Origin of the sequence: Kitasatospora sp. NPDC005751, from assembly GCF_040630835.1 — a bacterium.
Classification (GTDB): domain Bacteria; phylum Actinomycetota; class Actinomycetes; order Streptomycetales; family Streptomycetaceae; genus Kitasatospora.
The window spans coordinates 61,622-82,294 of sequence record NZ_JBEXYC010000026.1 but is presented as its reverse complement, the minus strand read 5'-3'; the positions used below and the strand labels follow the sequence as shown (position 1 = coordinate 82,294).

19 protein-coding genes are annotated in these 20,673 nt (G+C 73.9%); 17 read left to right on the top strand and 2 right to left on the bottom strand.

Annotated features, from left to right (window positions below):
• Positions 1 to 70: 70 nt before the first annotated feature.
• Complete coding sequence (locus tag ABZ497_RS22820) at positions 71 to 1,096, top strand: 6-phosphofructokinase (RefSeq protein WP_329489742.1); 1,026 nt, start codon at positions 71 to 73, stop codon at positions 1,094 to 1,096.
• A 24-nt stretch (positions 1,097 to 1,120) separates the two neighbouring features.
• Positions 1,121 to 1,966 carry a bifunctional hydroxymethylpyrimidine kinase/phosphomethylpyrimidine kinase gene (gene thiD, locus ABZ497_RS22815; protein ID WP_359807877.1) on the top strand — a complete coding sequence of 282 codons (846 nt, stop codon included), beginning with the start codon at positions 1,121 to 1,123 and terminating at the stop codon, positions 1,964 to 1,966.
• A gap of 169 nt (positions 1,967 to 2,135) precedes the next feature.
• On the opposite strand, the gene rpmB is transcribed toward thiD, so the two are convergent.
• Positions 2,136 to 2,321 carry a 50S ribosomal protein L28 gene (gene rpmB, locus ABZ497_RS22810; RefSeq protein ID WP_014138233.1) on the bottom strand — a complete coding sequence of 62 codons (186 nt, stop codon included), beginning with the start codon at positions 2,319 to 2,321 and terminating at the stop codon, positions 2,136 to 2,138.
• Between the two features lie 282 nt (positions 2,322 to 2,603).
• Here rpmB and ABZ497_RS22805 point away from each other — a divergent pair, with 282 nt between their 5' ends.
• From ABZ497_RS22805 to mutM, 10 genes are all read left to right on the top strand, one after another.
• Positions 2,604 to 4,235, top strand: coding sequence for a DAK2 domain-containing protein (locus tag ABZ497_RS22805; protein WP_359807875.1), 1,632 nt, complete (start codon positions 2,604 to 2,606; stop codon positions 4,233 to 4,235).
• Positions 4,236 to 4,326: 91 nt separating this feature from the next.
• On the top strand, positions 4,327 to 6,558 hold the full coding sequence (recG, locus tag ABZ497_RS22800) for an ATP-dependent DNA helicase RecG (RefSeq protein ID WP_329489745.1): 2,232 nt from the start codon (positions 4,327 to 4,329) through the stop codon (positions 6,556 to 6,558).
• A 177-nt stretch (positions 6,559 to 6,735) separates the two neighbouring features.
• Positions 6,736 to 7,269: a hypothetical protein gene (locus ABZ497_RS22795; RefSeq protein ID WP_352291629.1), complete on the top strand. Its 534-nt coding sequence runs from the start codon at positions 6,736 to 6,738 to the stop codon at positions 7,267 to 7,269.
• A 127-nt stretch (positions 7,270 to 7,396) separates the two neighbouring features.
• Entirely contained in the window at positions 7,397 to 7,981 is a 585-nt protein-coding gene (gene rsmD, locus ABZ497_RS22790) for a 16S rRNA (guanine(966)-N(2))-methyltransferase RsmD (RefSeq protein WP_359807872.1), read from the top strand.
• A 49-nt stretch (positions 7,982 to 8,030) separates the two neighbouring features.
• On the top strand, positions 8,031 to 8,519 hold the full coding sequence (gene coaD, locus ABZ497_RS22785) for a pantetheine-phosphate adenylyltransferase (protein ID WP_329489748.1): 489 nt from the start codon (positions 8,031 to 8,033) through the stop codon (positions 8,517 to 8,519).
• A gap of 197 nt (positions 8,520 to 8,716) precedes the next feature.
• Positions 8,717 to 9,889: an ATP synthase F0 subunit B gene (locus tag ABZ497_RS22780; protein ID WP_359807870.1), complete on the top strand. Its 1,173-nt coding sequence runs from the start codon at positions 8,717 to 8,719 to the stop codon at positions 9,887 to 9,889.
• A gap of 150 nt (positions 9,890 to 10,039) precedes the next feature.
• Positions 10,040 to 10,684, top strand: coding sequence for a DUF177 domain-containing protein (locus ABZ497_RS22775; protein ID WP_329489750.1), 645 nt, complete (start codon positions 10,040 to 10,042; stop codon positions 10,682 to 10,684).
• A 2-nt stretch (positions 10,685 to 10,686) separates the two neighbouring features.
• Entirely contained in the window at positions 10,687 to 10,860 is a 174-nt protein-coding gene (gene rpmF, locus ABZ497_RS22770) for a 50S ribosomal protein L32 (protein WP_188303282.1), read from the top strand.
• 20 nt (positions 10,861 to 10,880) lie between these two features.
• Positions 10,881 to 11,669 (top strand): ribonuclease III, encoded by a 789-nt coding sequence (gene rnc, locus ABZ497_RS22765; protein ID WP_329489751.1) that lies wholly within the window; start codon positions 10,881 to 10,883, stop codon positions 11,667 to 11,669.
• A gap of 52 nt (positions 11,670 to 11,721) precedes the next feature.
• A complete protein-coding gene (gene mutM, locus ABZ497_RS22760; protein WP_329489752.1) occupies positions 11,722 to 12,615 on the top strand; it encodes a bifunctional DNA-formamidopyrimidine glycosylase/DNA-(apurinic or apyrimidinic site) lyase in 894 nt (297 codons plus the stop codon).
• Between the two features lie 33 nt (positions 12,616 to 12,648).
• On the opposite strand, the gene ABZ497_RS22755 is transcribed toward mutM, so the two are convergent.
• A complete protein-coding gene (locus ABZ497_RS22755; RefSeq protein ID WP_329489753.1) occupies positions 12,649 to 13,572 on the bottom strand; it encodes a hypothetical protein in 924 nt (307 codons plus the stop codon).
• Positions 13,573 to 13,877: 305 nt separating this feature from the next.
• On the opposite strand from ABZ497_RS22755, the gene ABZ497_RS22750 reads away from it, so the two are divergent.
• The 5 genes from ABZ497_RS22750 to smc all read left to right on the top strand — a co-directional run bounded on the left by ABZ497_RS22750 (position 13,878) and on the right by smc (position 20,651).
• A complete protein-coding gene (locus ABZ497_RS22750; protein WP_359807868.1) occupies positions 13,878 to 15,263 on the top strand; it encodes a hypothetical protein in 1,386 nt (461 codons plus the stop codon).
• 120 nt (positions 15,264 to 15,383) lie between these two features.
• Positions 15,384 to 15,881: a helix-turn-helix domain-containing protein gene (locus ABZ497_RS22745; RefSeq protein ID WP_329489755.1), complete on the top strand. Its 498-nt coding sequence runs from the start codon at positions 15,384 to 15,386 to the stop codon at positions 15,879 to 15,881.
• 35 nt (positions 15,882 to 15,916) lie between these two features.
• The gene (locus ABZ497_RS22740; protein ID WP_359807866.1) at positions 15,917 to 16,216 is read left to right on the top strand and encodes an acylphosphatase; all 300 of its coding nucleotides are present in this window, start codon (positions 15,917 to 15,919) and stop codon (positions 16,214 to 16,216) included.
• A 424-nt stretch (positions 16,217 to 16,640) separates the two neighbouring features.
• Positions 16,641 to 16,844: a hypothetical protein gene (locus tag ABZ497_RS22735; protein ID WP_329489757.1), complete on the top strand. Its 204-nt coding sequence runs from the start codon at positions 16,641 to 16,643 to the stop codon at positions 16,842 to 16,844.
• Between the two features lie 177 nt (positions 16,845 to 17,021).
• Complete coding sequence (gene smc, locus ABZ497_RS22730; protein WP_359807864.1) at positions 17,022 to 20,651, top strand: chromosome segregation protein SMC; 3,630 nt, start codon at positions 17,022 to 17,024, stop codon at positions 20,649 to 20,651.
• Positions 20,652 to 20,673: the final 22 nt, after the last annotated feature.

Genomic DNA, 20,673 nt, shown 5'->3' with positions numbered 1-20,673 from the left:
ACCGGATCCACCTGCTGCTCCTCGGACGCGGGTGGTCTGAACCACTGCGGAGCGGGAGAGCACAGCCACCATGCGCATCGGTGTCCTGACCAGCGGCGGAGACTGCCCCGGGCTCAACGCGGTGATCCGCTCCGTGGTGCACCGGGGAACCGATGTGCACGGTGACGAGATCGTCGGCATCGAGGACGGCTTCCTCGGCCTGATCGAGGGCCGCACCCGGCCGATCTCGCACGACGACGTCACCGGCCTGCTGACCCTCGGCGGCACCATCCTGGGCTCGGCCCGCGTGCAGCGCGACCGGATCGCCTGGGCGGTGGAGAACGCCGAGACCCTCGCCCGGGACATCGGCATCGACGCGCTGATCGCGATCGGCGGCGAGGGCACGCTGACCGCCGCCAAGATGTTCAGCGACGCCGGACTGCCGGTGGTCGGCGTGCCGAAGACCATCGACAACGACATCGACGCGACCGACGTCACCTTCGGGTTCGACACCGCGGTCCATGTCGCGACCGACGCGATCGACCGGCTGAAGACCACCGCCGAATCCCACCAGCGGGTGATGGTGGTGGAGTTGATGGGCCGGCACACCGGCTGGATCACCCTCACCGCCGGAATGGCCGGCGGCGCCCACGGCATCCTGATCCCGGAGAAGCCCTTCGACATCGAGGCGGTCGCCCGGATGGTCGAGGACCGCTTCTCCCGGGGCAAGAAGTTCGCCATCATCGCGGTGGCCGAGGGCTCGGCCCCGATGCCCGGCACGATGCGCTTCGACCACGGCGTCGTCGACCAGTTCGGCCACCGGACCTTCGGCGGGATCGGCAACCGGCTCGCCAACGAGCTGGAGAACCTGCTCGGTAAGGAGGCCCGGCCGGTCATCCTCGGCCACACCCAGCGCGGCGGCACCCCCACCGCCCGGGACCGGGTGCTCGCCACCCGGTTCGGCTGGCACGCGGTGGAGGCCGTCCACAAGGGCGCCTTCGGGCACTTCACCGCGCTGCGCGGCAACGACATCGAGCTGGTGCCGGTCGCCGAGGCGGTCACCCACCTCAAGACCGTGCCGCAGGACCGCTGGGCGGAATCCGAAGCCGTGCTCTGAGGCGGCGCGGGTAGGTTGGGGCCCATGTCCCTCCCGTCTTCCGCCCCCGCTCCCGGCGGCCGCCCCCAGGGCGGCCCCTCCTCCGCACCCCCGCGGGTGCTCACCGTCGCCGGCTCCGACTCCGGCGGCGGCGCCGGCATCCAGGCCGACCTCAAGGCGATGCTGGCCCTCGGCGTCCACGGCATGAGCGTGATCACCGCCGTCACCGCGCAGAACTCGCTCGGTGTCCAGGGCTACTGGGAGCTGCCGGCCGAGGCCGTCCGGGCCCAGTTCCGCAGTGTGGTGGACGACATCGGCGTCCAGGCCGTGAAGACCGGGATGCTCGCCTCGATCGAGCTGGTCGAGACCGTCTCCGAGCTGCTGGCCGGGGTGGACGCCCCGGTGGTGGTCGACCCGGTCGGCGTCTCCAAGCACGGCGACGCGCTGCTGGCCGCCGAGGCCGTCGCCACCGTCCGGGAGCGGCTGCTGCCGGTCGCCACCCTGGCCACGCCCAACCTGCACGAGGTGACGCAGCTCACCGGGCGCACCGTCGAGGACGAGGCGCAGATGCTCGACGCGGCCAAGGCGCTGCTCGACCTCGGGCCGCGCTGGGTCCTGGTGAAGGGCGGGCACCTGGAGGGCGAGGCCGCCGACCTGCTGTACGGCGGGCCGGGGGAGGAGCACTGGTACCGGGCGCCCCGCTACGACAACCGGCACACCCACGGCACCGGCTGCACACTGGCCAGCGCCATCGCCGCCGGGCTGGCCAAGGGCGAACCGCTGCCCGGGGCGGTGGCCTCGGCGAAGGCCTACATCACCGGCGCGATCGCCGGCGGCTTCGCGCTCGGGTCCGGCATCGGCCCGGTGGACCACGCCTGGCGCTGGCGCTGAGCGCACCGGGGCCGCAACGACCACGGGCGGGCCCGAGGGCCCGCCCGTGGCGGCTCCGGGCAGGCCCGGAGAGAGGGGTCGGCACTGGAGAGCCGGGATCCAGAAACAGGAAGCCGGCCCATCCGAGGATGGACCGGCTTACTGGAGGACCGGCTTACCGGTCTGCGCGTCAGCGCGAGACCTTACCGGCCTTGATGCACGAGGTGCAGACGTTGAGCCGCTTCGGCGTCCGCCCAATCACAGCGCGCACCGTCTGAATGTTGGGGTTCCAACGACGGGGGGTACGGCGGTGAGAGTGGGAGATGCTGTTGCCGAAGCCCGGCCCCTTGCCGCAGACGTCGCAGTTGGCAGCCACAGGAGTCACTCCAAGACTTCAGATCATTTACGTTCGAAACCCCGCCAACCCACCGGAGCACTCACGTGAACCAGATCAGATCAATGGGGTGAGCCTGGACTGTTCCAGGCAACCGGAAGAGCATACAACGCTTGCTTCCGTTCAACGAAACTACCACGTCTGCGCAGGTGATCGCCGCGCTCGGCGCTTCCGGCGGCGGCCCCCGGCCCCCGATAACCTGCCGGTACCAACCCTCGCCGTTCAACCTCAGGCCATCACGGCGTCCCATCCGGAGGAGACCTGGTGCTGACCACGCTCGACGCCCCGGCCGTGCGCAGCTGGTGCCAGCTGGCCCTGCGCGCGCTGGGCCAGGCCCGCGAGGAGATCGACGCACTCAACGTCTACCCCGTCCCGGACGGCGACACCGGCACCAACCTCTACCTGACCGTGGAGTCCGCCGCCGCCGCGGTGGAGAGCCGGTTCACCGACCCGGCGGGCGACCCGGCCCCCGGGCTCGCCGAGACCGCCCGGGCGATGGCCCGGGGCGCGCTGGTCGGCGCCCGCGGCAACTCCGGCGTGATCCTCGCCCAGTGGCTGCGCGGCACCGCCGAGCAGCTGGCCCAGGGTGGTGGCGCCGACCAGCTGCGGGCCGCCCTCCAGGGGGCCGCGGACGCCGCCTACCAGGCGGTCGCCGAGCCCGTCGAGGGCACCCTGCTGACCGTCGCCCGGGTGGCCGCCCGGGAGGCGACCCGGGCCGGCGACGGGCTCGGCCAGGTCGCCGACACCGCGTACCGGGCCGCCCGGGACGCGCTGCGGCGCACTCCCGAGCAGCTCTCCGTGCTGGCCGAGGCCGGGGTGGTGGACGCCGGCGGACGCGGCCTGGTCGCCGTCCTCGGGGCGCTCGCCGACGCGGTGGCCGGCCACCAGCCGATGGGCCCGGTCGCGCTGCGCGGTGACGTCCGGCCGGTCGAGAGCTGCCAGGGGCACGTCCGGCCGCCCGGCCCGGGTCACCCCGCCTTCGAGGTGATCTACCTGCTGGACGCCCCCGACGAGGCGCTGCCCGCGCTGCGCGAGCGGCTCGCCGGACTGGGCGACTCCCTGGTGATCGGTGGCGGGGACGGCCTCTGGAACGTGCACGTCCACGTGGACGACGCGGGGGCCGCGGTGGAGGCCGGGCTGGGGGCCGGGCGGCCGCACCAGATCCGGATCACGCACTTCGCCGAGGCCGCCGCCCGGGCCGGGACCGCCGACGACCGCGGCGAGCACGAGGAGCGCACCCGGGTGGTGCTCTCGGTGGTCTCCGGCGCGGGACTGGCCGACCTCTGCGAGCAGGCCGGCGCCGTCGTGCTGCACGCCGACCCGGACCGCCCGCCGGCCAGCGCCGAGCTCGCCGCCGCCGTCCGCCGGGCGGGCGCCCGGGAGGTCGTCCTGCTGCTCAACGACCCCGAGCTGCGGGCCGCCGCCGGGGCCGCCGCCGACCAGCTGCGCGAGGAGGGGGTGCGGATCGCCGTCCTGCCCACCCGGTCACCGGTCCAGGGGCTGGCCGCCCTCGCCGTGCACGAGGCCGGCCGCCGGTTCGACGAGGACGTGGTCGCCATGACCTCGGCGGCCGGCGCCACCCGGTACGCCGAGCTCGCCGTCGCCGAGGGCGAGTCCTGGACGATGGCCGGGGTCTGCCAGGCCGGGGACGTGCTCGGGCTGATCGACGGGGACGTGGCGGTGATCGGCGCCGCCCCGGCCGAGGTCGGCGCCAGCGTGCTCGACCGGATGCTGGGCGCGGGCGGCGAACTCGTCACCCTGATCCTCGGCGACGGCGCGGACGAGGAGCTGGCCGACCGGCTGGTGGCGCACGCCCGGCACCGGCGGCCGGAGGTCGACGCGGTGGTCTTCCACGGCGGGCAGGAGTCCGCGCCGCTGCTCATCGGCGTGGAGTAGCGGTCCGGGCGGCGGGCGCCGCGGTCCGGCCGGGGCGCCGGGCAGCGGGTGGCGCCCGGAATGTCGGTCCGGTGGTGTAAACAAGGGCCTGATGGGCGCTCTCGATGAACCACTGACCAAGCTCGTCGGCGACCGTACCGCCAAGGTGCTCGCCGACAGCCTCAAGCTGCGCACGGTCGGGGACCTGCTGCACCACTATCCGCGCCGCTACGTCGAGCGCGGCCAGCTCACCAGCCTGGACGAGCTGGAGATCGACGAGCACGTCACCGTGCTGGCCCGGATCGAGAAGGTCACCCTGATCCCGTTCCGCGGCCGCAAGGGGGACCGCCTGGAGGTGGTCGTCACCGACGGCCGCAGCCGGCTCTCGCTGGTCTTCTTCAACCAGGGCTGGCGGCAGAAGGAGCTCCGCACCGGCGCCCAGGGCCTGTTCGCCGGCAAGGTCGGCGTCTTCAACCGCACCCGCCAGCTGGTCTCGCCGGACTACCAACTGCTCGACGAGGACACCGGGTCGGACGCGGCGCAGCAGTTCGCCGGCCGGCTGATCCCGGTCTACGGAGCCAGCGCCCAGATGCCCAGCTGGAAGCTGTCCATCTGCGTCGAGACCGCCCTCACCAAGCACCTCTCCGACGTCGGCGAGCCGCTGCCCGCGGAGCTGCGCGAGCGGCACGAACTGATCCCGCTGCCCGAGGCGCTGGAGCTGATCCACCGCCCGCGCGGCCAGGCCGACCGCGAGCGCGCCCAGAGCCGGCTCCGCTGGGACGAGGCCTTCGTCCTCCAGGTCGCGCTCGCCCAGCGCCGGGCCGCCGACTCCGCCCTGCCGGCCAAGCCCCGCGAGCCCCGGGCCGGCGGCCTCCTGGACGCCTTCGACGCCCGGCTCCCGTTCACCCTCACCGACGGCCAGTTGAAGGTCTCCGCCGAGATCGCCGCCGACCTGGCCACCGAACACCCGATGCACCGGCTGCTCCAGGGCGAGGTCGGCTCCGGCAAGACGCTCGTCGCGCTGCGCGCCATGCTCGCGGTGGTCGACGCGGGCGGCCAGGCCGCCCTGCTGGCGCCCACCGAGGTGCTGGCGCAGCAGCACCACCGGTCGATCGTGGAGATGATGGGGGACCTGGCCGAGGGCGGCCTGCTGGGCGGCTCGGACCTCGGCACCCGGGTGGTGCTGCTGACCGGCTCGATGGGCGTCCCGGCCCGCCGCCAGGCGATGCTCGACATGGCCTGCGGGGACGCGGGCATCGCGATCGGCACCCACGCGCTGATCGAGGACAAGGTGCAGTTCCAGGACCTCGGCCTGGTCGTGGTGGACGAGCAGCACCGCTTCGGCGTCGAGCAGCGGGACGCGCTGCGGGCCAAGGGCGAGCAGCCGCCGCACCTGCTGGTGATGACGGCCACGCCGATCCCGCGCACCGTCGCGATGACCGTCTTCGGGGACTTGGAGACGTCGGTGCTGGACCAGTTGCCGGCCGGCCGCTCGCCGATCTCCACCCATGTCGTCCCGGCCCTGGAGAAGCCCAACTTCCTGGCGCGGGCCTGGGAGCGGGTCCGCGAGGAGGTGGCCAAGGGCCACCAGGCGTACGTGGTCTGCCCCCGGATCGGGGACGAGGAGCCCGCCCCCGACGCCAAGAGGAAGCGCCGGTCGGTCCCGGCCGAGGACTTGGAGGAGCTCACCGGCGCGGAGCCCGACGCGGGCGCCGGGAGCGACGACCGGCGCCCCCCGCTGTCGGTCGTCGAGACCGCCGAGAAGCTGCTGAAGGGCCCGCTGGCCGGGCTGCGGGTGGAGATCCTGCACGGCCGGCTGGCGCCCGACGCCAAGGACGAGGTGATGCGCCGGTTCGCGGCCGGCGCGGTGGACGTCCTGGTGGCGACCACGGTGATCGAGGTCGGGGTCAACGTCCCCAACTCCACCGCGATGGTGATCATGGACGCCGACCGCTTCGGCGTCTCCCAGCTGCACCAGTTGCGCGGCCGGGTCGGGCGCGGCAGCGCCGCCGGCCTCTGCCTGCTGGTCAGCGACATGCCGGCGGGCAGCCCGGCCCGGGCCCGGCTGGACGCGGTGGCCGCCACCCTGGACGGCTTCGAGCTGTCCCGGATCGACCTCGAACAGCGGCGCGAGGGCGATGTGCTGGGCCAGGCGCAGTCCGGGGTGAAGTCCTCGCTGAAGGTGCTCTCCGTACTGGAGGACGAGGAGGTCATCGTGACCGCCCGGGCCGAGGCCACCCGGCTGGTCGCCGAGGACCCGGAGCTGGCCGCCCACCCGGACCTGCGCACCGCGCTGGAGAGCCTGCTGGACGCCGACCGCGCGGAGTACCTGGAGAAGGGCTGAGCCCCCCGGGAGCCCGGCCGGCGGGCCGGTGCCCGGGCCGCCCGCCAGGGCTGACCGCCAGGGCTGAATCGTCAGGGCTGACCGCCAGGGCCGATTGTCAGACCCCCGCGAGAGAATGTAGTTGTTCAGGACGCACCCTCAAGGTGCGCACCTGGCACGACACTTGGGGGTCCTGCCATGGCATTCCGTCATCTCAACGAGCTCCCGCTCGGCGACAAGGTCTTCCGGATCGAACTCGCCAGCGACGACGACCGCGAGGTCACCCTCACCCTGACCGGCTGGCGCGAGGGGGCGGCCGCCGCGCCGCTCGCCTCGGGCAAGCTCCGCCTGCCGGTCGAGGACGTCGCCTCGCTGCGGATCGCGCTCAACCGCGCGCTCCGGGCCCTGGCGATCGTCGCCGACGTCTCCGAGCCCATCCCCGACCGTGACGTGCTGCGCGAGCTCTACCCCGGACACGGCGCCCCCTGGGTGCCGCAGCACGAGGAGGAGCTGGTCCGGCGGTTCCACGACAGCGAGACCGTCGCCCGGATCGCCGCCCGCTTCGGCCGCACCCCCGACTCCGTCCGCACCAAGCTGCGCGAGCTCGGGCACGACCCGCGCCGCCCCGAGTTCTGCCCGCCCGACGGCTGCCTCTCGTGGTCCCGCTACGCCTCGCCGGCGCTGCTCGGCGCGGCGATCCCGCCCCAGTCGACGGCGGCCGACGCGAGCTGATCCCGCGGCCCTCGCCGCGACCTTCGCCGCAGCCCTCCGCCGGGGCTGCGGCGAGGGGTTCGGGGCGGCCCTTCGGGCGGGGGCCGTATAGCGTGGGCGGGCAGCGACGAAAGGACCTCCCACCACCATGACCCGCGTCATCGCCGGGGCGGCCGGCGGCCGCCGGCTGGCCGTACCGCCCGGCCGGAGCACCCGCCCGACCTCCGACAAGGCCCGCGAGGCGATGTTCTCCACGCTGGAGGCCCTGCGCGGCACCCTGCACGGGGCCCGGATGCTCGACCTGTTCGGCGGATCGGGCGCGGTCGGCCTGGAGGCGCTGTCCCGCGGCGCCGAGCACGTCCTGCTGGTCGAGGCCGACGGCCAGGCGGCCCGGGTGATCCGGGAGAACGTCCGGACGATCGACCTGCCGGGCGCGGTGGTGGTGGCCTCCCGGGCCGAGAAGGTGATCGCGGGACCGCCCCCGGAGACCCCGTACGACCTGGCCTTCCTCGATCCGCCGTACGCCGTCACCGACGACGAGGTGCGCGAGATGCTGATCACACTCCTGGCCGGGGGCTGGCTCGCGGCCGACGCACTCGTCACCGTGGAGCGCAGCACCCGAGGCGGCGAGTTCGGCTGGCCCGAAGGCTTCGAGGTACTGCGCTCGCGCCGCTACGGCGAGGGCACGCTCTGGTACGGTCGCGCCGCCGCCGAGGGCCGCCCACACTCGTAGCGGGCCGAGGCCCGCAGGACCCGTCACCCCACGAGGGAGCATCCACGCCATGCGCCGCGCCGTCTGCCCCGGATCGTTCGACCCGATCACCAACGGTCATCTCGACATCATCGAGCGGGCCTCGAAGCTGTACGACGTGGTGCACGTCGCGGTCGCGGTGAACCGGAACAAGCAGGGCATGTTCACCATCGAGGAGCGGATCGCGCTGATCGAGGAGACCACCGCCAAGTACGGGAACATCGTGGTCGAGTCGCACCTCGGCCTGTTGGTGGACTTCTGCCGGGAGCGCGGCATCCCCGCGATCGTCAAGGGCCTGCGGGCCGTCAGCGACTTCGACTACGAGCTGCAGATGGCCCAGATGAACCACGGGCTGAGCGGGGTCGAGACGCTCTTCCTGCCGACCTCGCCGACGTACAGCTTCCTGTCGTCGACGCTGGTCAAGGAGGTCGCCTCGTACGGGGGCGACGTCTCGCACCTGCTGCCGGAGACGGTGCACCGCCGGCTGGTCGAGCGGATCGCGCAGCGGAAGGCCCAGTAGCCGCCGGGCCGGAGCCGGGCCGGTCCGTTTCTGCCGATTCGTCACCAGTTGTCCGGGGGCCGGTCCGGCAGCCCGGTCCGGGCGTTGTGACCTCGCCCCGCCGTGGCCGTAAAGTCTGTGTTCCTGCCCTGCGGTGAGGTCCACCGCAGGGCCTGCCTCCGCCGGACCGTCGGCGGCACACGGAAAGACGAAGCCCCGTGGACGTGCAGAACAAGGTCGACGAGATCGTCGCGGCCGTCGAGAACGCCCGCTCGATGCCCATGTCGGCCTCCTGCGTGGTGAACCGAGCCGAACTGGTCGGCCTGCTCCAGGACCTCAGGGCGGCACTGCCCGCCGAGCTGGCCCAGGCCCAGTCGGTGATGGCCGACCACGAGCAGGTGGTCGCCGGAGCCGAGGCGGAGGCCGAGCGGATCATCCAGGGCGCGCACGCCGAGCGCGGCTCGCTGATCTCCGACACCGAAGTGGTCCGCCGGGCCCAGGCCGAGGCGGACCGCATCCTCGCGGAGGCGCGTGCCGAGGTCGAGACCAAGCGCGCCGAGGCCGACGACTACGTGGACAGCAAGCTCGCCAACTTCGAGGTCGTGCTGACCAAGACGCTCGGCGCGGTCGGCCGCGGCCGGACGAAGCTGCGCGGCGACTCCAGCGTCTTCGAGACCCCGTACGAGGGCGAGACCGACGGCGAGGAGTTCCGGCCGCAGCCGCGGATCACCCCGAGCCCCGAGGTCGACGAGTACGTCGATGTGAAGCTCGCCACCCTGGAGAACGTCCTCAGCGCGACGCTGGAGGCGGTCGGCAAGGGCCGCGACAAGCTGCTCGGCAAGGCCCCGATCGACGAGCTGGGTGCCTACCTGGCCGCCGCCGACGAGGCCCAGCAGGCCAAGAACCGCGCCGAGGCGGTGGCGGCGGGCTTCGCCACCGACGCCGACGGCGAGGAGGTGCCGTGGTACCGCGAGGAGGTGCCGCAGCAGCAGACCTGGCCGGAGCAGACCCCGGCCGCGGCCGGCTGGCAGGCGCCCGGCGTCGACCAGTACGCCGCCGCGCAACAGCCGGGCGGCCAGTACGCCGAGGTGTACGGCGGCGGCTTCGACCCGGCGGGCCAGGGCGATCCGTACGGCGGCCAGTACGGCTACGGGCAGCAGCAACACCAGCAGCAGCACCAGCAGGGGTACCCGGCCGCGCAGGAGCAGGGCGGCTACGGCTATCCGCAGCAGCAGCAGGGCTACGCCGCGCAGCAGTACGACGCCTACGGCTACCCGCAGCAGCCCGCCAACCCGCCGGCCGTCCCGCAGCAGCCGGGCCTGGACGAGACCAGCTTCTTCGACACCAGCATGATCGACATGACCAGGCTCCGGGAGCTCGGCGGCCGCTGAGCCCGCTCGCCCTCCGTGGGCGAAGTTGGGCCTGGCGGGAGACTCCGGTAGTCTGACCACTCCGGCCTCTCCGTGTCGGGCCGTCGGTCTGCCCGCGCATCGTCCGGTGAGCAGCACCGCGCATCAGTTTTCTCAGGAAGTCAGGACACCTTGAACCGCCTCGACCACCGCGACCCACTCGTGTTCGACACGCACGAGCTCGGCCGTCGCCCGGGCTCGCTGCGCAAGGTGTCCCGCACCCTGGAGGCCCCCGAGGGCCTCGGGATCATCGATGTGATCGGTGTCCCGGAGAAGAGCGAACTGCGGCTGGAGCTCCGCCTGGAGTCGGTGGTCGAGGGCGTGCTGGTGACCGGCACCGCCGAGGCCGTGATCGAGGGCGAGTGCGTGCGGTGCCTGGAGCCGGTCGAGGACGACCTCGACGTGGACTTCCAGGAGCTGTACTACTACCCGGAGTCCGACGAGCGTCACCGTGCCCGCACCGCCGGGACGGACGACCTCGACGAGGACTCGGAAGATGAGACTTACCGTCTGGAGGGCGATTTCTTCGACCTCCAGCCGGTGCTGCGTGACGCGGTGGTGCTCGCACTGCCGCTGCAGCCGGTGTGCCAGGAAGACTGCCTGGGCCTGTGCTCCGAGTGCGGAGCGCGCCTGAGCGACGACCCGGCGCACCACCACGACGCCGCCGACCCCAGGTGGGCGGCTCTGCAGGGACTCTCCGCCGCCCCCGGCGACGAGGGTGACGGAATCAAGAACAGCGACACCCGTGAGGGTGCCGCCGAGAACCAGGAGAAGTAGCCGTGGCTGTTCCGAAGCGGAAGATGTCGCGCAGCAACACGCGCCACCGCCGTTCCAACTGGAAGGCCGTCGTTCCGGCCCTCGTGGCGTGCGACAGCTGCCACGAGCCGAAGCTCGGCCACATCGCGTGCCCGAGCTGCGGCACGTACAACCGTCGCCAGGTCCTCTCGGTCTGATCGGCGGGGTGTACGGATCGATGTCGGACAGTAACTCTTCCCGCAAGGCGACCATCGCCCCGAAGGCTTCTTCGGGCGGCGGAAAGGCCGGCGGGCCGGCTTCGACCGAATACGACGTCCTGGAAGGGCGCCTCGGGTACACGCTCGAGCGCGCCCTTCTGGTGCGTGCCCTGACCCACCGCTCGTTCGCGTACGAGAACGGCGGGCTGCCCACCAACGAGCGCCTGGAGTTCCTCGGCGACTCGGTGCTGGGCCTGGTGGTGACCGACACCCTCTACCGCGTCCACCCGGACGTCCCGGAGGGCACGCTCGCCAAGCTGCGCGCCGCGGTGGTCAACTCCCGCGCGCTCGCCGACGTCGGCCGTGGCCTGGAGCTCGGGACGTTCATCCGGCTCGGCAAGGGCGAGGAGGGCACCGGCGGCCGCGACAAGTCGTCGATCCTCGCCGACACCGTCGAGGCCGTGATCGGCGCCGTCTACCTGGACCAGGGCCTGGACGCGGCCACCGAGTTCGTCCACCGCCTCTTCGACCCGCTGATCGAGGAGTCCTCCCAGCTGGGCGCGGGCCTGGACTGGAAGACCAGCCTCCAGGAGCTCACCGCCTCGGTGGGCATCGGAGTGCCGGAGTACGTGGTCGAGGAGTCCGGTCCGGACCACGAGAAGACTTTCACCGCCGCGGCCCGGGTGGCCGGCGAGGACTTCGGCAGCGGCGTCGGCCGCTCGAAGAAGGAAGCCGAGCAGAAGGCCGCGGAGAGCGCCTGGCGGGCGATCAAGGAGAAGTACGCCGACCGCCTGCCCGCCGGCGCCTGAGCACGCAGTACTCTTCCTCCTGCATGTTTCAGTCGCAGGAGGCTTGTTTCCCGTGCCCGAACTCCCCGAGGTAGAGGTCGTCCGCCGAGGTCTGGCGAACTGGGTCGCCGGGCGGACCGTCGCCGCCGTCGACGTGCTGCACCCGCGGGCCGTGCGCCGCCAGCCGGCCGGTGCGGCCGACTTCACCGCGCGGCTGACCGGGGCCACGCTCGGCGCCGCGCAGCGTCGCGGCAAGTACCTCTGGGTGCCGCTGTCCACCGCGGCCGACGGCTCGCCGGTCGGCGGGTTCTCGCTGATCGGTCACCTGGGGATGAGCGGCCAACTGCTCGTCCAGGACCCGTCGGTGCCCGACGAGAAGCACCTGCGGGTGCGGCTGCGGTTCACCGACGGCGGCCGGGAGCTGCGCTTCGTCGACCAGCGGACCTTCGGCGGGCTGGCCGTCGAGGAGGCCGAGGAGGGTGACCCGGAGGGCACCCCGCTCTCCATCGCGCACATCGCCCGGGACCCGCTCGACCCCCGCTTCGACGACGCCGCCTTCGTGGCCGCGCTGCGGGCCAGGCGCACCACGGTCAAGCGGGCGCTGCTGGACCAGACGCTGATCAGCGGGGTCGGCAACATCTACGCGGACGAGGCGCTCTGGCGCTCCCGGCTGCACTACGACCGCCCGACCACGGCGCTGACCCGTCCGCAGGCCGCCGTCCTGCTGGCCCACGCGCGGGACGTGATGACGGCCGCCCTCGCGGTCGGCGGCACCAGCTTCGACAGCCTCTACGTCAACGTGAACGGCGAGAGCGGGTACTTCTCCCGGGACCTCGACGCCTACGGCCGCGAGGACGAGCCGTGCCGCCGCTGCGGCACCCCGATCCGCCGGGCCGCCTGGATGAACCGCTCCAGTTACTTCTGCCCCCGCTGCCAGCGCGTCCCGCGCGCCCGCAGCGGGGCCTGAGCCCGGGCGGCCCCGCTCCGGGGCCACCCGGCGCTACCGCTTGGTGAGTTCGGGCTGCGGCTGGTCGGACCCGGCCGGGCCGTGGGTGTCCTGGCCGAAGTAGGCGACGCCGACCGCCGAGACCACGGCGAGCAGGAAGCCGACCGCGCCGAGCCAGGCCAGGCCCTCCTTGGAGGAGTCGCCGAGCCAGAGGACGCCGACGGCGCCGGGCAGCACCGTCTCACCGACCACCAGGGCGGCGGTCGCGCCGTTCACCGAGCCGATCTGCAGGGCCACGGTGTGCACGTACATCCCGCCGATGCCGCCGACCAGGATCGCGTACAGGGCGGGGTCGGAGAGCAGCGCGCCGAGGTCGAACGGCTCGACGCCGTTGAGGATCCGCACGCCGACGCCGAGCGCGCCGAAGCCGAGGCCGGAGAGCAGACCGGCGACGATCGCGCCGTTGGCGCCCATCCGCCGCACCAGCAGGGCGCCGCCGACCAGCAGCACGGTGGTGATCAGCAGCAGCCACCAGTGGAAGGACATCTCCACGTGGTGGCCGCCCTCCGGCCCGGCGGAGACGGCCAGCAGCACCAGCGCCGAGCAGAGCACGCCGATCGACGCCCACTCCAGCTGCTTGAGCCGGATGCCGAGCAGCTTGATGCTCAGCACCGCGGTGATCACCAGATTGGCGCTGATGATGGTCTGGGAGAGGAACAGCGGCAGCAGTCGCGCGGCCAGGGCGCCGAGTCCGAACCCGATGAAGTCGAGGACGGTGCCCAGGATGAACTCCCAGGTGACGGCTGCCTTCGCGGTGGAGGCGAGGCTGGGCCCGCCGTGTGCGGTGACCCCGGCCGAGCCGCTGCCCGCGGCGGCGGCCTCCTCCCGGGCGGAGCGACGTGATCCGACGGCCTGCAGGACCGAACCGGTGCCGTAGCAGGCGGAGGCCGCCACGGCGGTGACGAGGCCGATGAACACCCAGATGCTCCGATCGGGAGAAGAGGTCAGGAGTAGGTAAGGGGGCCGAGGCCCGGCCACCACTATGCCTGGTCGGGGGAGAGGGTCCGATCGGCCGTCGAGCGCTCCTCGACCACCCGTGGACCCGCCGGGACGGACGACCGGGCCGACGGCCGGGTTCCCGCCGCGGCCCGTCTCCGGGGCGGCCGGGGGAAACATCATCCGCGAGGAGGGGAGTGACCCCGGCGGACGGTGGGGGTGCGCGGGGCCGCCCGTACGCGAAGGGGATGCCCTGTCGACGTGGCGGGAGGGGTAGCGTCGATGGCATGAGAACCCTCGCTCGACGACGCTCCCGGAGTGCCGGGCTGTCGGCCCTGGTGGCGCTGCTGCTCGGGCTGCTGCTCGTGCTGGCCCCGGCGGCCGCCGCGGCCGGCGGGCTGGACGACGCCACCGCCGCGCTCAAGCAGGGCCGGGTCTACGTCGACCCGGCGATGACCGGCCGGTTCAGCCAGGGCCAGGCCGACGCCCTGACCGAGAAGATCCGCAAGGCCGACAAGCCGATCTTCATCGCGGTGGTCCCGGCGGCGGACCCGTACGGCGCGCGTACGGTCTTCTCCGACCTGCAGACCAAGGTCGGCATCACCGGTGTCTACGGCATCTGGCGCGGTGACCGGTTCCTGGCCCAGTCCGACAAGGCCGCGCTGGCCACCACGAGCGCCGAGCGCATCGCGGGCGCGTCCGCGCGCTCGCACCCGGGCGACGTCGACGCGACCCTGAACGACTTCGTCGACACCGCCGCGCCCCAGGTGAAGGGGCACGGGGCGAACAGCGGCTCCGGCGGCTTCTCGGTGGCGGCGGTCGTCGTCCCGCTGGCCCTGCTGGCACTGGCCGGGGCCGGGGTGTTCCTGCTCTTCCGCCGCTCGAAGAAGCGCAAGGAGGAGCGGCGCCGGGCCGAACTGGCGCAGCTGCGCCGGGTGGTGGACGAGGACATCACCGCGTTCGGCGAGGAGCTGGACCGGCTCGACTTCAGCCCGGGCGCCCCGGACGCCGACGACGTCCAGCGGGCCGACTACACGCACGCCCTGGACTCCTACGAGCGGGCCAAGCGCAGCATGGACGAGGCGAAGGGGCCGGAGGACGTCAAGCCGGTCACCGAGGCACTGGAGGACGGCCGGTTCGCGCTGGCCACCCTGGACGCCCGGCGCGCGAAGCGGCCGCTGCCCGAGCGCCGGCCGCCGTGCTTCTTCGACCCGCGGCACGGCCCGTCCGTGCGGGACGCCGACTGGGCACCGGCCGGCGGCGCGGCGCGCACCGTCCCGGTCTGCCGGGCGGACGCCGACCGGCTGGCCACCGGGCAGGACCCGGAGATCCGGACCGTGCCGACCGAGCACGGCCCGCAGCCGTACTGGAACGCCGGCCCGGCGTACGGCCCGTGGGCGGGCGGCTACTTCGGCGGCTTCGGCGGCGGCGGGCTGCTGCCCGGCCTGCTGGTCGGCACCATGCTCGGCTCGATGATGAGCTCCCCGGCCTACGGGGCCGGCTACGACGGCGGCTCCGGCTACGACGGCGGCGACTTCTCCGGCGCCGACTTCGATTCCGGTGACTTCGACGGCGGCTTCGACGGTGGCGGGGGCGACTTCGGCGGCGGTGGCGGCTTCGACGGTGGCGGCGGCTTCGACGGTGGCGGCGGTGACTTCGGCGGGGGCTTCTGACCCCGGCGGCGTGACGACCGGGCCCGCGGCCCCCGCCGGTGGACGGCGGGGGCCTTGGGCCCTGCCGGTGGTGCGCCCGAGGAGGTTTGAGAACGCAACCCTGTGTGGCAGGCTGGTGGTGTGACCTCCCACACGCCTTCGGCCCCGCCCGCCCTCCCCGGCCGGCCCTGCTCGATCGCCGCCGCGCTCCACGTGGTCGGCGAGAAGTGGGCCCTGCTCGCCGTCCGCGAGCTGTTCTACGGCAACCACCGCTTCGACCGGATCGCCCGCAACACCGGCGCTCCGCGCGACCGGCTCACCGCCCGGCTGCGCGCGCTGGAGGAGGCGGGCGTGGTCGAGCGCCGCGCCTACAGCGAGCGGCCGCCGCGCTACGAGTACCACCTGACCGAGGCCGGCCGCGACCTCGCCCCGCTCACCCACGCCCTGCTCGGCTGGGGCGACCGCTGGCTGCTCCCCGAGCCGCCGGTGAGCTTCGAGCACAGCCCCGAGGGGCACGAGCCGCACCCCTACGACCCGGCCTGGGTCTGCCGCACCTGCGGCGAGGAGGGCCGGCGCGGGGACCTCCGGGCGGAGATCCACAGTCCGGACTGGACGATGGCCGGCCCCACGGCGCCGTAGCGCGGCCCGCGATCCGGCCCGATAGGGTCGGGGCCATGCACGGTCGCGACGCCCACAGTGATGAACCGGTCCGGGTGACCGCCTGGGTGCGGGGCAAGGTCCAGCAGGTCGGCTTCCGGTGGTGGACCAGGGCGCGGGCGCTGGACATCGGGCTGACCGGCTACGCCAGCAACCTCGGCGACGGCCGGGTGCAGGTGGTGGCCGAGGGACTCGCGGCCGACTGCGAGCATCTGCTGGCGCTGCTGCGCGGCCCGGACACGCCCGGCCGCGTCAGCGGGGTGACGGAGATCTGGACGGCCGCCGGAACCGGCTACCCGGGTTTCGAGATCCGCTGACCGGGGCCCCGCGCGCCGTGGCGGACGGGCCGGGGTCCGCCCCCGTGAAATGATCGGCGGCCTTCGGTGTCATACGGTTGCCATCTGGGCAGACTCGTGGTTGACTCCGCATCGAACGATGATCCACGAGCGACTGGTGGACCGGCCCGAGATCCCCCCTGGTGTGACCACACCGCCAGGCAGGTGACAGGGGCGCGGTAGCGTGCGGTGATCGTGTTGACCCTTTCCGTCTTTGGTGAGACGCTGGAAGCCCGCGCACACGACCGCGTTTACCCGGTAGGCGCACGCCCTCGTGGGCCCAGCTCACGGTGGTTGTGCCGTAGTGCCCAGCCAGCACTGCCGGTGGCGCGACGCGCGTGCGTCCCCCTTCCCCCTAGACCTGTACCGTTCCGGTTCGGTCACTCAGCGTGGAGGACCATTCATCATGGCAAAGGCGCTTCTCGGGTACGTCGGCGGCCCCGACCCGCGAATGCTCACCGAGGTGCGACGGCTTCAGCAGCGTGTCCAGGATCTTGAGTCCGAGCTCCTTCGGATGCAGGCCGAGAACGACGCGCTCACCGCTGTCGCTGACGAGCACTCGCTGCTCAACAGCATCGATCTGGATCAGCGGGAGCCGGCTCTCACCTGAGTCCCGCCCGGTCCTCGCAGATCGACGCAGCAGTGCACTGAGCCGCCCCGATAAGGGACGCAGCTTGCAAGGGGCGCCCTGAGTGGCGTCCCTTCGTCGTGTCCGGGCACCGTCGGCGCCGGTCCGTCCGGATACAGTCGCCGCTGGGGCCCTGGCGAGCGACGAGGAGAGCGGCGCGTGCACCTGAAGAGTCTGACCCTGCGCGGGTTCAAGTCCTTCGCCTCCGCCACCACCCTGCGGTTCGAGCCCGGGATCACCTGCGTGGTCGGTCCCAACGGCTCCGGCAAGTCCAACGTCGTCGACGCGCTCTCCTGGGTGATGGGGGAGCAGGGCGCCAAGTCGCTGCGCGGCGGCAAGATGGAGGACGTCATCTTCGCCGGGACGAGCGGGCGCGCCCCGCTCGGCCGCGCCGAGGTCAGCCTCACCATCGACAACTCCGACGGCGCGCTGCCGATCGAGTACGCCGAGGTGACCATCACCCGGACGATGTTCCGCAACGGCGGCAGCGAGTACGCGCTCAACGGCGACACCTGCCGGCTGCTGGACATCCAGGAGCTGCTCTCCGACTCCGGCATCGGCCGCGAGATGCACGTCATCGTCGGGCAGGGACAGCTCGACTCCGTGCTGCACGCCGACCCGATGGGCCGCCGCGCCTTCATCGAGGAGGCGGCCGGCGTCCTCAAGCACCGCAAGCGCAAGGAGAAGGCGCTGCGGAAGCTGGACGCGATGCAGGTCAACCTCAACCGGGTGCAGGACCTGGTCGCCGAACTGCGGCGCCAGCTCGGACCGCTGGGCCGGCAGGCGAAGATCGCCCGGCGTGCGGCCGGCATCCAGGCCGAACTGCGCGACGCCCGGCTCCGGCTGCTCGCCGACGACCTGCTCGCGCTGCGCACCGCCGTCGAGGCCGAGGTCGCCGACGAACTGGCGCTGAAGCTGCGCCGCTCCACCGTCGAACAGGAGCTGTCCCGGGCGATCCAGCGGGAGGCCGTCCTGGAGGCGCAGGTCCAGCAGCTCGGTCCGGGCCTGGAGGCGGCCCGGCAGACCTGGTACCGGCTCTCCGCCCTGGCCGAGCGGACCCGCGGCACCGTCGGGCTGGCCGAGGCCGGGGCCCGGCACGCGGCCGCCGGGGGAGCGGTCGAGGAGCGGCGCGGCCGGGACCCGGAAGAGCTGGAGCGCGAGGCCGAGCACGTCCGGGAGGAGGAGGCCGCCCTGGCCGAGGCTCTGGAGGAGGCCCGCTACGCGCTCGCCGAGGCGGTCGAGTCCCGGGGTGAGCTGGAGCGGGAACTCGCCGCGGAAGAACGGCGGTTGAAGGACGCCGCCCGGGCCATCGCGGACCGCCGCGAAGGGCTGGCCCGGCTGCAGGGGCAGGCCGCGGCCGCCCGGTCCAAAGCCGGCGCCGCCGAGGCCGAGATCGGCCGGCTCACCGAGGCCAGGGACGAGGCACTGCTGCGCGCCGAGGCCGCCCGGACCGCCTACGAGGAGCTGCGGGAGCAGGTCGACGCCTCGGCGGGGGACGACGAACGGGCCGAGGCCGCCCACGAGGCGGCCCGTGCGCGGCTCGCCGCCGTCGAACGCGAGCTGGCCGGTGCCCGCGAGGCCGCCGGCGCCGCCGAACGCGAGCGGGCCGGGCTGACCGCGCGGCACGACGCCCTGGCGCTCGGGCTGCGCCGCAAGGACGGCACCGGCGCGCTGCTGGCGGCAGCCGACCGGCTGACCGGGCTGCTCGGCCCGGCGGCCACGCTGCTGCGGATCGCGCCCGGGCACGAGAGCGCCGTCGCGGCCGCCCTCGGCGCCGCCGCGGACGCGGTGGCGGTCGACTCGCCCGGCACGGCGGCCGACGCCCTGCGCCTGCTGCGCGCGGCGGACGCCGGCCGGGCCGCGCTGCTCATCGCCGGCGCGCCCGAGCCGGCCGCGCCGACGCCGCCGTTGCCGCCCACCGCCCGCTGGGCCGCCGAACTGGTCGACGGCCCGGCCCCGTTGCTGCCGGCCGCGCGGGCCCTGCTGGCCGGCGTCGCCGTGGTCGGCTCGCTCGACGAGGCGGTGCGGCTGGTGACGGAGCACCCGGCGGTGACCGCGGTCACCGCCGAGGGTGACCGGCTCGGCGCGGGCTTCGCGTACGGCGGCGCGGGCGGTGCGCCGAGCCTGCTGGAGACCCAGGCGGCGGTCGACGAGACCGCCCGGGCGATCGGCGAACTGGACCTCCGCTGCGCCGAGTCGGCCGAACGGCTGGCCGAACTCACCGAACTCCGGGGGGAGTCGGCCGCCGGGCTGGAGCAACTGGCCACCACCCGGCGGAAGGCGGAGCGCGAGCGGGCCGAGGTGGCCGGCGCACTCGGCCGGCTCGGCGGGCAGTCCCGGGCGGCCGCCGGCGAGGCCGAACGGCTCGCGGCCGCGGCCGGTCGCGCCGAGCAGGGGCTGGCCGACCTGCTCGACACCGCCGAGGAGCTGGCCGGACGGCTCGCGGCCGCCGAGGAGTCGGCCGACGCGGGGGAGGACGAACCCGACGCCGCGGAACAGCAGCGGTTGGCCACGGCCGCCACCGGCGCCCGGCAGGCCGAGCTGGAGGCCCGGCTCGCCGTGCGGACGCACGAGGAGCGGGTGCGCGCCCTCGCCGGGCGGGCCGACCAGCTCGACCGGGCCGCGCGGACCGAGCGCGAGGCGCGCGCCCGCGCCGCCGAGCGCCGGGAGCGCGCCGAGCACGACGCCCGGGTGGCGAACGCCGTCGCGGCCGGCGCCCGACAGCTGCTGGCCTGCCTGGAGGTGTCGCTGGCCCGCGCCGACGCCGGACGGGCCGCCGTCGAGCAGGCGCGCGCCGAGCGGGAGGCGCAGCTGCGGGAGCACCGCGAGCACGGCCGCGAACTCAAGGCCGAGCTGGACAAGTTGGTCGACGCCGGGCACCGGGACGAGGTGCTGCGCGCCGAGAAGCGGCTGCGGATCGAGCAGCTGGAGTCCCGGGCGCTGGAGGAGTTCGGCATCGAGGGCGGTGAGCTGCTCGCCTCGTACGGGCCGGACCGGCTCGTCCCGGCGCCGGCACCCGAGGACGGCGGGGAGCCCGGCGAGCCGCGGCCGTACGACCGGGCCGAGCAGGAGAAGCGGCTGCGGGCCGCCGAGAAGGCCTACCAGCAGCTCGGCAAGGTCAACCCGCTGGCGCTGGAGGAGTTCGCGGCGCTGGAGGAGCGGCACACCTTCCTCGGGGAGCAGCTGGACGACCTCAAGCGGAGCCGGCGCGACCTGCTGGACATCGTCAAGGACGTGGACGAGCGGGTCGAGCAGCTGTTCAGTTCGGCGTACCACGACACCGCCGCCCAGTTCGAGGGCGTCTTCTCCCGGCTCTTCCCCGGCGGCGAGGGGCGGCTGGTGCTGACCGATCCGGACAACATGCTGACCACGGGGGTCGAGGTGGAGGCCAGGCCGCCGGGCAAGAAGGTCAAGCGGCTCTCGCTGCTCTCCGGCGGCGAGCGCTCGCTGACCGCGGTGGCGCTGCTGGTGTCGATCTTCAAGGCCCGGCCCAGCCCGTTCTACGTGATGGACGAGGTGGAGGCGGCGCTGGACGAGACCAACCTGCGCCGGCTGGTCGGGATCATGGAGGAGCTGAGGGAGAGCTCCCAGCTGATCGTGATCACCCACCAGAAGCTGACCATGGAGTCCGCCGACGCCCTCTACGGCGTGACCATGAAGGGCGACGGCATCTCCCAGGTGATCAGCCAGCGGCTGCGGGAGGGGGCGCCCCCGGCCCGTCGGCGCAGGCCGCTCGCGCAGCCGGCCGGGCAGCGGGAGGCGGCCGCCGCCGCCCGTCCGACCGGGTGATCCACCGGCCGACGCCGGGGCA

Coding starts and splice junctions, on each gene's coding strand:
- recG (WP_329489745.1), top strand. CDS start 4,327: ATGGGCGCTCTCGATGAACCACTGACCAAGCTCGTCGGCGACCGTACC.
- rsmD (WP_359807872.1), top strand. CDS start 7,397: ATGACCCGCGTCATCGCCGGGGCGGCCGGCGGCCGCCGGCTGGCCGTA.
- ABZ497_RS22795 (WP_352291629.1), top strand. CDS start 6,736: ATGGCATTCCGTCATCTCAACGAGCTCCCGCTCGGCGACAAGGTCTTC.
- coaD (WP_329489748.1), top strand. CDS start 8,031: ATGCGCCGCGCCGTCTGCCCCGGATCGTTCGACCCGATCACCAACGGT.
- rnc (WP_329489751.1), top strand. CDS start 10,881: ATGTCGGACAGTAACTCTTCCCGCAAGGCGACCATCGCCCCGAAGGCT.
- ABZ497_RS22735 (WP_329489757.1), top strand. CDS start 16,641: ATGGCAAAGGCGCTTCTCGGGTACGTCGGCGGCCCCGACCCGCGAATG.
- ABZ497_RS22750 (WP_359807868.1), top strand. CDS start 13,878: ATGAGAACCCTCGCTCGACGACGCTCCCGGAGTGCCGGGCTGTCGGCC.
- ABZ497_RS22740 (WP_359807866.1), top strand. CDS start 15,917: ATGCACGGTCGCGACGCCCACAGTGATGAACCGGTCCGGGTGACCGCC.
- thiD (WP_359807877.1), top strand. CDS start 1,121: ATGTCCCTCCCGTCTTCCGCCCCCGCTCCCGGCGGCCGCCCCCAGGGC.
- ABZ497_RS22820 (WP_329489742.1), top strand. CDS start 71: ATGCGCATCGGTGTCCTGACCAGCGGCGGAGACTGCCCCGGGCTCAAC.